The organism is Sphingobacterium sp. LRF_L2 (assembly GCF_965644235.1).
Lineage (GTDB): Bacteria > Bacteroidota > Bacteroidia > Sphingobacteriales > Sphingobacteriaceae > Sphingobacterium.
In genome coordinates, this window is record NZ_CBFFRI010000008.1 from 161,935 (window position 1) to 174,320 (window position 12,386).

11 protein-coding genes are annotated in these 12,386 nt (G+C 40.1%); 8 read left to right on the forward strand and 3 right to left on the reverse strand.

Annotation, left to right across the window (positions count from 1 at the left end):
• Positions 1–100: 100 nt before the first annotated feature.
• The 6 genes from ACSZOX_RS16820 (at position 101) to ACSZOX_RS16845 (ending at position 5,225) form a co-directional block, all read left to right on the forward strand.
• On the forward strand, positions 101–1,033 hold the full coding sequence (locus ACSZOX_RS16820) for a ring-cleaving dioxygenase (RefSeq protein WP_437921308.1): 933 nt from the start codon (positions 101–103) through the stop codon (positions 1,031–1,033).
• 46 nt (positions 1,034–1,079) lie between these two features.
• The gene (locus ACSZOX_RS16825; protein ID WP_437921309.1) at positions 1,080–1,700 is read left to right on the forward strand and encodes an alpha/beta hydrolase; all 621 of its coding nucleotides are present in this window, start codon (positions 1,080–1,082) and stop codon (positions 1,698–1,700) included.
• A 1-nt stretch (position 1,701) separates the two neighbouring features.
• Positions 1,702–2,049 (forward strand): hypothetical protein, encoded by a 348-nt coding sequence (locus tag ACSZOX_RS16830; protein ID WP_437921311.1) that lies wholly within the window; start codon positions 1,702–1,704, stop codon positions 2,047–2,049.
• A gap of 132 nt (positions 2,050–2,181) precedes the next feature.
• The gene (locus tag ACSZOX_RS16835) at positions 2,182–2,493 is read left to right on the forward strand and encodes a hypothetical protein (RefSeq protein WP_437921312.1); all 312 of its coding nucleotides are present in this window, start codon (positions 2,182–2,184) and stop codon (positions 2,491–2,493) included.
• Positions 2,494–2,506: 13 nt separating this feature from the next.
• Positions 2,507–3,091: a Crp/Fnr family transcriptional regulator gene (locus ACSZOX_RS16840; protein WP_437921313.1), complete on the forward strand. Its 585-nt coding sequence runs from the start codon at positions 2,507–2,509 to the stop codon at positions 3,089–3,091.
• Positions 3,092–3,194: 103 nt separating this feature from the next.
• Positions 3,195–5,225, forward strand: a complete 2,031-nt coding sequence (locus ACSZOX_RS16845; RefSeq protein WP_437921314.1) for a M3 family metallopeptidase — start codon at positions 3,195–3,197, stop codon at positions 5,223–5,225.
• 25 nt (positions 5,226–5,250) lie between these two features.
• On the opposite strand, the gene ACSZOX_RS16850 is transcribed toward ACSZOX_RS16845, so the two are convergent.
• The 3 genes from ACSZOX_RS16850 to lon form a co-directional block, all read right to left on the reverse strand.
• The gene (locus tag ACSZOX_RS16850; RefSeq protein ID WP_437921315.1) at positions 5,251–7,248 is read right to left on the reverse strand and encodes a heavy metal translocating P-type ATPase; all 1,998 of its coding nucleotides are present in this window, start codon (positions 7,246–7,248) and stop codon (positions 5,251–5,253) included.
• A gap of 272 nt (positions 7,249–7,520) precedes the next feature.
• Complete coding sequence (locus tag ACSZOX_RS16855) at positions 7,521–8,030, reverse strand: FUSC family protein (protein WP_437921316.1); 510 nt, start codon at positions 8,028–8,030, stop codon at positions 7,521–7,523.
• 121 nt (positions 8,031–8,151) lie between these two features.
• Positions 8,152–10,614 carry an endopeptidase La gene (lon, locus tag ACSZOX_RS16860; protein ID WP_437921317.1) on the reverse strand — a complete coding sequence of 821 codons (2,463 nt, stop codon included), beginning with the start codon at positions 10,612–10,614 and terminating at the stop codon, positions 8,152–8,154.
• 421 nt (positions 10,615–11,035) lie between these two features.
• Here lon and ACSZOX_RS16865 point away from each other — a divergent pair, with 421 nt between their 5' ends.
• Both ACSZOX_RS16865 and rnhA read left to right on the forward strand, forming a co-directional pair.
• Positions 11,036–11,707 carry a tetratricopeptide repeat protein gene (locus tag ACSZOX_RS16865; protein ID WP_437921318.1) on the forward strand — a complete coding sequence of 224 codons (672 nt, stop codon included), beginning with the start codon at positions 11,036–11,038 and terminating at the stop codon, positions 11,705–11,707.
• A gap of 169 nt (positions 11,708–11,876) precedes the next feature.
• A complete protein-coding gene (rnhA, locus tag ACSZOX_RS16870; protein ID WP_437921319.1) occupies positions 11,877–12,386 on the forward strand; it encodes a ribonuclease HI in 510 nt (169 codons plus the stop codon).

Consider the following 12,386-nt stretch of genomic DNA (forward strand, 5'->3'; position numbering starts at 1 on the left):
TATTCCCGGATTCAAAACAATCTTCTTTTTTTACGCTTTCTTAAACTAGTTAAATGACGTCGTATTATCGAACCTGTACCTTAGCATAAAAATAAAGATCATGGAAAATAAAATATTAGGGTTACACCACATTACAGCAATAGCAAACCTGGCAAAGAGAAACTTAGATTTTTACACCCATACGCTCGGTGTGCGTTTGGTGAAGAAAACCGTAAATTTTGATGATCCGGGAACGTATCATTTTTATTTCGGTGATGAGATTGGCACCCCTGGCACCATACTTACCTTTTTCCCTTGGGAAGGTATTGGAACAGGACGGAACGGTACAGGTATGGCAACACATATAGGCTATTCTGTTCCCAAAGGAAGCTTAACGTTTTGGAAAAACAGGCTTGAAGCGCAACAAATAGCTGTTGAAGAAGGAGAAATTTTTGGGGAACAACTAATCTCATTTACGGATCCGGATGGGCTACAACTTCAATTCATAGAATCTAATCAAGAAGATAACAGAAAACCATGGTTGACAAATGAAATTCAATCGAATACAGCATTAAGAGGTTTTCATAACGTCACATTGACCTTGCAGCAAGCGGAACAAACCGCTAAAGTCTTAACGGACATTTTAGGCTATGACTTCCAAGATCAAGCTGGAAATCGTTCAAGATTTGCTACAAAAGCCATTGAGACCGCGAATCTGATTGATATTATAGAAGATCCTAGCGCAAAAAGAGGACATAATGCAGCTGGTACCAACCATCATATTGCATTTCGCGTAAAAGATGAAGAAACACTGATGGCTTATCGGGAAAAAGTATTGTCAGCAGGACTTCAGATCACGCCTAAAATAGATAGAGATTACTTCTTTTCGTTGTACTTCCGTGAGCCAGGAGGAGTCTTATTTGAGATTGCGACCGATAATCCCGGGTTTACACGTGATGAAGCATTAGCAGAACTTGGTAGCAACTTGAAATTACCAAAACAATACGAAGGTATACGTTCTGACATTGAAAAGTCGTTGCCTACACTATCGTAAAAACAACAACAGAAACCACTCTTTTTTAACCATACAACTAAAATAAATGACACCGACATTCAACATACAGCATGCAGGCCTACCGCTGAGTGCGACAACCAAAGTATTAATTATGCTGCACGGAAGAGGCGGTAATGCACAAGATATCTTAAGCTTAGCTCCCCATCTCCAAGTAGCTGACTATACGTTATTGGCACCACAAGCTATTCATAATACGTGGTATCCCTATTCTTTTCTAGCCGCTGTCGAACAAAATGAACCATCGCTAAGCACAGCCTTAGCGACGGTCCTTGCGACCGTGGACACAGCTATACAAGCTGGTGTGAAACATGAAAACATCTATTTCTTCGGCTTTTCACAAGGGGCATGCCTTACTCTAGAATTCTTAGCAAGAAACGCCCAACGATATGGCGGAGCAGTAGCCATCATCGGTGGACTTATCGGTGAAACTATAGATACATCAAATTATCAAGGTGATTTTGGAAAAACCCCGATCTTTCTAGGAACAAGCAATCCTGATTTTCACGTTCCCTTAAGCCGCGTACAAGACACCGCAACTATCCTACAACAAATGAATGCACAAGTCACGGAACGTGTATTTGAAAATTTTGGACATGGAATTCATCCTGAAGAAATCAAACTTGCTAACGATTTAATTTTCAACTAAAATGACCATTACCCGCATTTTTAATGACAGGCATGGAGATAGCCACTTCGAAGATTTACACATCCCTTTGATTGATCAGGGTGAAATAGGCTTTCTATCGGCACCTCTACCTGTTAATATACTTCAATTACGCAAAGTCGCTGCTAGTTACAACTTTGATTTTCATTGTGCCCCCCAACAACAATATATCATCTTATTGGACGGTGGGGTAGAAATTGAAAATTCTTTGGGCGAAATCCGACAATTTCCAACAGGAAGCATCCTTCTTGTCGAAGATACCGAGGGCAAGGGACATCGAACGAAAAATTTGGAAAATAAGGAACGTACCTCTTTATTTATACATCTTTAACCTATTGTCCATTCTTTGTATATAATTGAACTGACCTTAGGAAGGAGTTAGATACTTCGACTTAGCTTATCAAAACAAAAAATGAATTTAATACTTTCCATACACAATAAATATCTTAAATAGAAAACAACAATGCGCGCATTACAATTTTTAGTTATCGGTACACATACGGAGATCGTAAACACATTAAAAAGACTTCTTGAACAGCAAGTTGAATGGTCGGCACAGGTACTATTTGACGCAGAAGAAGCATATACGTATATTCGTAAGCACAAAATTGACGTAATACTGCTGAGTTCTGGTTTGACGGAGGCATTTGAAAAGGACATTAAAATCTATGCTTCATCGCTACAAAACGGTCCTCAGGTTATATTACACTATGGCGGAGGAAGCGGACTACTGAAAAATGAAATTTTCAGTTTGTTTCCAGAATTAATCACTTAAAAAATTGCTTGCTATGTTTGAAGATATCTTGGCCAACGTATCAAAATGTATTCGCTTAACTGCGGAAGAAATTCCACAATTCACCGACTTACTCACAACAAGAAGTGTCCCAAAAAAAACTATGCTTTTACGAGAAGGTGAAATCTGTCAGTTTGAGGGATACATACAAAAAGGCTGTGTACGCATCTATTATTTAGACGAAAACGGATTTGAAGTTACGTTAGCCTTTGCTGTTGAAGACTGGTGGGTCAGCGATATCGCTTCTTTCAACTATCAAGTCCCTTCTAGCCTTTATATGGAAACGTTGGAGGATTGCGAACTATTTATACTTAGCCCGCAAACCAAAGAAAAACTTCTCGATACTATTCCAAAGTTCGAGCGGGTATTCCGCATGTTGGTTCAACGCAGACTTTCCGCATTGCAAGATCGACTGATCCATACGATTTCCAAACCCGCTGCCGATCGATATCTTGAGTTTATCCATCTCTATCCAAACATCTCGCAACGTGTTCCACAATATTACATAGCCTCTTACTTAGGTGTTTCCCCCGAGTTTGTCAGCACGATTCGCAAACGACTTGCTGCAAAAATAAAATAGAGAAACACAGCTCGCCTTTTATGTTCGTCAACAAACTGCAAGAACCACGCTAGGATCCTATAAATGCTTCTTTCCCTAGCGAAAAAAATGTATTTTTATCCCTATGAGTATATTGACCGAAAAATTCAAAACGCTGCATGATACAGCTCCGTTTTCACAAATAAAAAATGAAGATTATCTCCCGGCTTTTGAAGAAGCTATTCAGCACAGCAAGCAGGAAATTAAAGACATCGCCGAAGCCGATACAGTACCGGATTTCGAGAATACAATTGCGGCATTAGCCTTCTCGGGCATGACATTAGACCGTATATCTTCTATCTTTTTTAACCTACATTCTGCCGAAACAAATGAGGAATTAGATAAGATAGCGCAAAAAGTTGCACCGCAACTCTCCGAATTAGCGAATGACATCAATCTTAACCTCACACTATTTGCACGGGTGAAAGCGGTCTATGAGCAAAAATCTCAGCTAAAACTCAGTGAAGAGCAGCAGAGGCTCCTAGACAAAACATACAAAGGATTTGTACGGAATGGTGCCCTCCTCGAGGATCAAAGTAAGGAGAGGTTGCGTAAAATAGATGCCGAACTGGCCGTCATCAAATTGAAATTCGGAGAAAACGTTTTGGCAGAAACAAATGCCTACCAACTACATATCAAACACGAGGAGGATCTAGCCGGTCTACCAGAGGGAGCTATCGAAGCCGCACGTGGATTAGCGGAATCACTCGAGCAGCCTGGATGGATTTTTACCTTAGATTATCCAAGCTATATTCCCTTTGTAACCTATGCAGACAATCGCGAACTTAGAAAGGAAATTACGTTGGCAGCGGGCCGTAAAGCGTTTCAAGATAATGAATACAACAATTCAGCCCATGTCCTCGCCATTGTAAAACTTCGATTTGAACGCGCACAACTTTTAGGGTACGAAACACATGCGCATTTTGTTCTCGAAGAGCGTATGGCAAAACAGCCAGAAAATGTCACACATTTTCTAAACGATTTATTGTCAAAAGCAAAACCTGCTGCCGAAGATGAATTTCAGGAACTACGCGATTTTGCTAAAAAACGAGATGGTATCGAACATTTAGAAAAATGGGATGGAGCCTATTATGGCGAAAAACTAAAACAGGAAAGGTTTAGTTTAGATGACGAGCAGCTTAAACCTTATTTCGAATTGGATCGCGTTCTAAATGGAGCATTTCGTGTAGCGGAAAAACTATTTGGACTGCAATTCATCGCTGAAGATACCATTGAAAAATACCATCCTGATGTCCAAACTTTTAAAGTAGAAAACACGGATGGGGAACTAATTGCAATTTTTTATGCGGATTTCTTTCCTAGAAAAGGGAAGCGAAATGGTGCTTGGATGACTTCCTTTAAATCACAATACCGCAAAGATGGAACAAATGAACGTCCACATGTTTCTATTGTATGTAATTTCACGAAGCCAACAAGCAGTAAACCATCGTTATTGACATTCAACGAGGTGACTACGCTGTTTCATGAATTTGGACATGCACTCCACGGCATGCTCGCAAATACAACCTACCCAAATCTATCAGGGACATCCGTGTTTTGGGATTTCGTTGAACTTCCAAGTCAAATTATGGAAAATTGGTGCTACGAAGAAGAAGCATTAGCCCTATTTGCGAAACATTACCAAACCGAAGAACTTATTCCGATGGAACTTGTCGATCGAATCAAAGCCTCCGCATCCTTTTTGGAAGGTATGGCCACACTCAGACAACTTAGCTTTGGCTTACTAGATATGAGTTGGCACGGCCAAGATCCATCGGCTGTAACGAGTATAAAAACTTTTGAAAACACCGCATTCGCTTCGACACAATTGTATCCCGATGTCGCAGAAAATGCAATGAGCCCTTCGTTCTCCCATATTTTCAATGGTGGATATTCTTCGGGATACTACAGTTACAAATGGGCTGAAGTTCTTGACGCAGACGCTTTCGCTTATTTCAAAGAAAAAGGGATTTTTGACAAGACAGTGGCAAAAAAATTTCAAGAACATATTTTATCCAAAGGCGGAACCTCCCATCCTATGGATTTATATTTAGCGTTCCGTGGAAAAGAACCTCAAGTCGATGCCTTATTAATACGTGCAGGACTACTAAAATAGTGCGGTACACACCCTGCTATTCTTTTTAAAATTTTGTCCGTTGTATCCTTATGGCATTTAAAATTGCCATAAGGGCAACACCGACATCCGCAAACACTGCTTCCCACATCGTAGCCACTCCCCATGCTCCTAAAAATAAGACCAATCCTTTCACTACAAATGCCATTAGGATATTTTGCCAAACAATCACCTTGGTTTGGCGTCCAATTTGAATAGCCATGCCAATCCGTGCAGGTCGATCATCTTGAATAACCACATCAGCAGTCTCTATTGCGGCATCACTTCCCAATCCCCCCATTGCCATGCCCACATCACTACCAGCAATAACGGGTGCATCATTGACACCATCCCCGACAAAAACTACCGTTTCTTTCTCCTTCTTTAACGCTTCTACTTTCGCTAGCTTATCCGCCGGCAAGAGATCACCAAAGGATCGCTTAACGTTTAACTTCGCTGCAATATCATGTACGACATTTTCTTTGTCGCCACTCAATATCGTTGTTTCTACGCCCAGTTTATGAAGACGCTCAATGGCAAACTTTGCATCTTCTTTCAACCGATCAGCAATAGTTAAGTAGCCTACAAATTTACCGTCGAATGCCACAGCAATCGTTGTATACACTATAGTAGACAAATCGATGTCGTAAGTGATGCCAAATTTATCCATCAACTTAAAATTGCCCACCAACAACGACCGGTTATCAGAAACAGTTGCACGCATCCCCAATCCTGCAAGTTCCTCTACCTCTTCGAAAACAACTCGTTGTTTTTCTTCACCAACATATTGTCGAATGGCTGTCGCAACAGGATGGGTACTCTTCGCTTCCAATGCCTGCACCAAACACAGTATTTCTTCCTTGTCGAATCCGGCATTAAAAACAACATCCTGTACTTGAAAAACGCCTTCCGTTAATGTACCCGTTTTATCCATCACCACATGTGTCGTCTTGGCTAGCGTATCTAAGAAATTGCTTCCTTTCACTAAAATACCATGTCGACTAGCGGCTCCAATTCCACCAAAATACCCTAAAGGAATGGAAATGACCAATGCACAAGGACAAGAGATAACCAGAAAAACAAGTGCTCTATAAAGCCAATCCGTAAATTGATAATCCTGTACAATAAAATAGGGTAACAGACAGATTCCGACAGCCAACAAGGCAACTATAGGTGTGTATATACGAGCAAACTTGCGGATAAATAATTCCGTAGGAGCCTTTTTCGACGTAGCATCCTGAACGAGCTTTAAAATTTTACTGAGTTTACTATCCTGATAAGCAGCAGTCACCTTAACCTCAGCGAGAGTGTGCAAATTGATCATGCCCGCTAACACCATATCCCCTTGTTTTTTTGTATCAGGTCTACTCTCTCCTGTCAAAGCTGACGTATTGAAAGAAGCCGAAGCCGATAGGAGTTCACCATCTAACCCCAGCTTTTCTCCAGGCTTTAGTTGCAAAACATCCCCTATGCGAGCTTTCTCTGCGCGAATCAACTGAGGAACATGGTCCACCAATACCGTAACTTCGTCTGGACGCTGATCCAACAATGCTTTAATACTTCCTTTTGCTTTTGATACTGCCAACGATTGAAAAATTTCTCCTACGGCATAAAAAAGCATCACCGCGACAGCTTCGGGGTATTCTCCTATAGCAAATGCACCAATGGTAGCTATTCCCATTAAGAAAAACTCGGAAAACAGGTCTCCCGCCCTAGCACTAAGAAAAGCATCTCGCAATACAGGAAATCCAACAGGAATATAAGCTAGCCCATACCAAATCCATCTTACCTCCCCACTAAACCAAGCCTGCTTCCATCCATAATCGAAAAGCAATGCAACTCCAAGAAGTACCAAGGAGATAAGGGCCGGTAGAAAAAGACGATACCCAGTGGCAACATCGTCATGGCTATGTCCCGCATGATTTTCTTCTTCTTTGTGCTCCTGATCATGCGTACAGCAACAGGAAGGAGCAGTCCTCTTTGTCTTGTTGGTAGATTTCACTGTATCGCTTAAATTTTCTTCCATATATGCGTCTTTGCGAAATTTAATTCTTAACATCTATTGATATCCAGTATCATAAAAGGTGAAAATGATGACCGGAAACGATTTGCGGGGAAATAAAGAAATACCCGCGCGATAAACAAATCTAATCATTAATTGCACGCAACGGTATTGCAACAGGAATTTGACAAGAAAAAAAACGTGAAATTAAGTTTTTTAAGACACAAATATTACACGAAGGAAACCTTCGACAAGGAGATCCAATCTAATACTAGCGTTTAGATACTGTAGGACGATTACTCCTGCAGTATACCGTATCTCTTTCGAAGCACACGGATAACATAAGACGAACTGATTACAATAGATAGACCAATCAGGCACCCAATCCCGACAGAAGCAAAACGGAGTATGGGTGTATAAGATAATTCCTCTTGGTGAGGTTGTACCATAATAATGAGCAGCGCAACAATGGCAACTCTTGCCATATTCATGATACGGAAGAAACGGCAAGTAAGGATGGTCAACACAATGCCGATAACGATCATGTAGAGCGAATTTCCTTTGATAATAATACAGACCAAAGCCACAGTAGATCCAATAAAGTTAGACTTGAATCGTTCAATAGAAAGGCGTTTAGAGTCGTTCTCTTCTGGCGAAATGACCAACATGATGGATAACATGGCCCAAAATAACTCGAAGTGCGCAAAATTATTGTAGAGCACATAACCAATAGAGAAGCCTATTAAGCATCGTATTATGTATATGAGAACCGGAGAAGCTATGCTTCTTTTAATTAACTCGATCATTTCTTTTGTTCTGTATGGATTTTGGGAATCCATATATGTTGTTGGCGGGCAAAGGTAAGTGATTTGAAATTAACTTTCAAGAAATTAATCATTAAAAAAGGTGGGGAAAAATCCCCACCTGCTATACGATTGTAAAATTTAAATCTTTTGGCTCTTTTACCTGTTGTTTCAATAAGGCCAAATCAATTACTTCCGACATCTTCGTCACATAGTGAAACTTCAGATCCTTGATGTAATCTTCTTTAATTTCCAAGATATCTTTTTCATTGGCTTTACATAAGATAATCTCCTTAATATTTGCGCGCTTTGCCGCCAAAATTTTCTCTTTTATTCCCCCTACTGGCAATACACGTCCGCGCAAAGTGATCTCCCCTGTCATCGCCAGCTTTTCTTTCACCTTACGTTGCGTAAACAACGATGTTAATGCGGTAAGCATTGTGATCCCAGCGGAAGGTCCGTCTTTGGGAGTCGCACCTGCAGGCACGTGCACATTCACATCCCAGCGGTCAAAATACTTATAATCGATTCCAAAATCACTAGCATGTGAACGGAGATAAGCCATTGCAATAGCAGCAGACTCTTTCATCACGTCTCCGAGATTCCCCGTCAAACTGAGCTTTCCTTTACCAGGACTCAAACTGGATTCGATAAAAAGAATATCACCACCAACGGATGTCCAAGCGAGACCAGTTACAACACCGGCGACCTCATTATCTTCATACAAGTCTTTCTCAAAAATCGGTGCACCAAGTATCTCTTCCACCATAGGAGAATCAATCTTCGGAGAATACGCTTTCTCCATAACGATACGCGTAGCCACCCCTCGAACAATAGAACCTATTTTCTTCTCTAAGCCCCGAACGCCGGATTCCCGCGTATACTCTTCAATGATCTTTTCTATAGTTTTATTATGCAGCGTCGCATCTTTCTTCGTTAACCCATGTACTTCGAGTTGTTTTGGCAAAAGATGTTTCTTCGCAATCTCTATTTTCTCTTCAATCGTATAACCATTCACTTCAATGATCTCCATCCTATCCAATAAGGCTGGCTGAATGCCACTTAGTGAATTCGCAGTTGCAATAAACATTACTTTTGACAGATCATACTCCATTTCTACATAGTGATCGTAGAAATTCGTATTTTGTTCTGGATCTAGTACTTCCAACAGTGCAGAGGATGGATCACCTTTAAAATCAGCCCCTAACTTATCGATCTCATCAAGAACAAACACTGGATTCGATGCCCCGGCTTTCTTTAACGACTGAATAATCCGTCCTGGCATAGCACCTATATAAGTCTTTCTATGACCGCGAATTTCGGCTTCATCACGTACACCACCGAGCGCCATGCGGGTATATTTCCTACCCAAAGCTTTTGCTATCGATTTACCCAACGATGTCTTACCAACTCCCGGAGGGCCTACCAAACACAGAATAGGTGCCTTCATATCATTTTTAAGCTTGAGTACAGCCAAATATTCAACAATACGTTGCTTCACCTTTTCCAAACCATAATGATCCTTATCCAACACCTTGACCGCACGATTGAGGTCAAAGTTATCCTTGGTAAACTCGCCCCAAGGTAAATCCAAAAGAAGTTCAAGATAATTAATCTGCACGGAATAATCTGCCGCCGCCGGATTAATACGCGCCAATTTTTCGAGCTCTTTGCTAAAATGTTTGTACACATCTTGCGACCATTTCTTCGTTTTCGCGCGCTTTTCCAGCTCCTGCAACTCCAAATCAGGCGTATTTCCACCAAGTTCCTCCTGAATGGTCTTCAGTTGTTGATTTAAAAAATAGTCACGTTGCTGCTTATCTAAATCTATACGGACCTTATTCTGGATTTGATTTTTTAGCTCCAAAAGTTGAATTTCCGTTGTCAGATGCTCCAACAAATTCTTCGCCCTCTTTACAAAATCCTTGATCTCTAATAAATTTTGCTTTTGTTCCGTTTCCAAAGACATATTGGACGAAATAAAATTAACCAAAAAGGTTGGGCTCTCAATGTTCTTAATAGCTAGTCCCGCCTCGCTTGGCAAATTTGGAGACAGTTGAATGATCTGTAATGCCAACTCTTTGATCGAAGAAATTAAAGCCTTGAATTCACGATTTGAAATTTTGGGCTTATCTTCGGGGACGCGCTCCACTTTGGCTTTTAAATAAGGATCTGTAGTCAACATTTCGGTAATCTTGAAACGTTGTTTTCCCTGAATAATAACCGTCGTATTGCCATCAGGCATCTGTAAAATCTTGATAATATTGGCCACTGTACCAACTTTGTGCAGTTGATCTGCTGTTGGTTCCTCGATATTCATATCTTTTTGTGATACCACACCTATCGTACGATCGCCTTTATACGCTTCTTTTACCAGCTTAATAGATTTGTCTCTCCCTACCGTAATAGGAATAACAACGCCAGGAAATAAAACAGTGTTTCTCAGTGGAAGAATCGGAAGTATTTCGGGGATATCCGCCTTGCTCATTTCTTCCTCATCTTGAGAACTTAACAACGGAAAAAATTCCGTGTCTTCATTTATGACAGAAAGTACTTGGTTGATATCGAAAGTGTCGTTTTTGTTCATATATTATATGTTCATCCGACAAAATGTCAGATTTTTAGATTGTTTCTTCGTTAATAAATTATTTACCCTATAATTGCAAGAGCGATGCCAAGTTTAAAAATTGGTACTATTTATGTTAAGTAATCGCTGTTGCCTGTTAAATCGACAGAAAAATAGGTATAATAGTTATAAAAATGTGGAAATGTTAATAACTTCGCATTGTTTAGGTAAACTATTTCCAGGAGATTTATTGAGGTAAATTGTTCTTATCGCAAAGTAAAACGGCGACAATATAATTCAACTATCTAAAAATCAACAAGGAGTAAGAGACCTGGTTATAATAAATAGCAAATAAAAAAGCAAATATGAAATATTCATGTTAGATAAAAACACAAACACGCATGAATATTCCATATGGCCATTAAAAACAAATAATATTCATATGAAACGTAGATTCTTGAGTAACCCGTGGAAAGCAGTAAAGTTGGGTCTTGCGTCAACAGCTTTAGCCTTGTTGGCAATAACAGTACAGGCACAAGATCAATCCCAGCATAGCAATCCCAATGTACGCCTAGGACAAAAGGCTTTATTAGAAGGTGATTTTAAATCTGCGGCGACGCATTTACAAAAAGCGTTACCAGCAGAAGCAAATGATCCGGATGTACAGTATCTTTTGGGTTATTCACAATTCCATAATGGCGAGTACACAAAAGCAATTGAGACCTTCAAAAAGGTTATCACATTAGATCCAAAACATACTTCCGCTTATTATTATAAAGCAAAAGCAAGTAATAATTTGGCGGTAGCAAGTGCCAGCAAATTGACAGAAAGCTCAAAAGAGCAATTGTTAAAGACAGCTATCGAAGACTATAGCAAAGCTATTGCAATTACGGCAAATGACGCTAAACTCTACCAAAATCGCGCTATTGCCTACCGTGATCTTGGAATTTTAACAGGTACCAACGGCGCTGGAAACTACGATAAAGCGAAAGCCTCCGATGCCTACAACAAAGCTGTTGCTGACTATGAAAAAGTATTGACTTACGATGCTTCACGTAAGGATATCCAAACAGAAGTCAAAAAAGCTAAAGTATACAGAGACAATTTAAAGTAAGGACTACTTACGTAGCTAAAATAGAAGAAGCGCTGAGAAAATCAGCGCTTCTTCTATTTTAACGGAGGCTTATTGTTCTTTTTTTTATCGCTATTTAAAAGAGAACGATAAGAGGGGTTGCACGTCAAAGATATAAAAAGGTTAAAAAGATATTCCGTACTTTTGGCCAATGATTGAACTTTATACAGACGGTGCCTCTAGCGGAAACCCTGGACCGGGCGGATATGGCACTATTTTAAGAACAATTTACCAAGGGAGTAATGAAGCTTATCAAGGAAAACTCATTGAGAAAGAATTTTCAGGCGGTTTCCGGAAAACCACCAATAACAGAATGGAACTTCTTGCTGTCATTATTGGATTAGAGGCATTAAAAAACATACGACAAAAGGTCACCATTTATTCCGATTCCAAATATGTTATTGACGCGATAGACAAAAGATGGGTTTATGGCTGGATACAGAAAGGATTTCAGGGAAAGAAAAACAAGGACCTATGGATTCGATTAATGAACCTTCATAAGTTACATGAGGTACGTTTAGTATGGGTCAAAGGTCATGCAGGACACCCACTCAATGAAAGATGTGATCAGCTGGCAGTAAAGGCATCTAAAGATAAAGCAAATTGGAAAATCGACTCTGTTTTCGAAGTGGAAGAGCAAAAAGGAGCAATTGATCTTTAG

Bases quoted from the DNA above. Each gene is read 5' to 3' on its own strand.
- ACSZOX_RS16820 (WP_437921308.1), top strand. From the start codon at position 101: ATGGAAAATAAAATATTAGGGTTACACCACATTACAGCAATAGCAAAC.
- ACSZOX_RS16825 (WP_437921309.1), top strand. From the start codon at position 1,080: ATGACACCGACATTCAACATACAGCATGCAGGCCTACCGCTGAGTGCG.
- ACSZOX_RS16830 (WP_437921311.1), top strand. From the start codon at position 1,702: ATGACCATTACCCGCATTTTTAATGACAGGCATGGAGATAGCCACTTC.
- ACSZOX_RS16835 (WP_437921312.1), top strand. From the start codon at position 2,182: ATGCGCGCATTACAATTTTTAGTTATCGGTACACATACGGAGATCGTA.
- ACSZOX_RS16840 (WP_437921313.1), top strand. From the start codon at position 2,507: ATGTTTGAAGATATCTTGGCCAACGTATCAAAATGTATTCGCTTAACT.
- ACSZOX_RS16845 (WP_437921314.1), top strand. From the start codon at position 3,195: ATGAGTATATTGACCGAAAAATTCAAAACGCTGCATGATACAGCTCCG.
- ACSZOX_RS16850 (WP_437921315.1), bottom strand. From the start codon at position 7,248: ATGGAAGAAAATTTAAGCGATACAGTGAAATCTACCAACAAGACAAAG.
- ACSZOX_RS16855 (WP_437921316.1), bottom strand. From the start codon at position 8,030: ATGATCGAGTTAATTAAAAGAAGCATAGCTTCTCCGGTTCTCATATAC.
- lon (WP_437921317.1), bottom strand. From the start codon at position 10,614: ATGAACAAAAACGACACTTTCGATATCAACCAAGTACTTTCTGTCATA.
- ACSZOX_RS16865 (WP_437921318.1), top strand. From the start codon at position 11,036: ATGAAACGTAGATTCTTGAGTAACCCGTGGAAAGCAGTAAAGTTGGGT.
- rnhA (WP_437921319.1), top strand. From the start codon at position 11,877: ATGATTGAACTTTATACAGACGGTGCCTCTAGCGGAAACCCTGGACCG.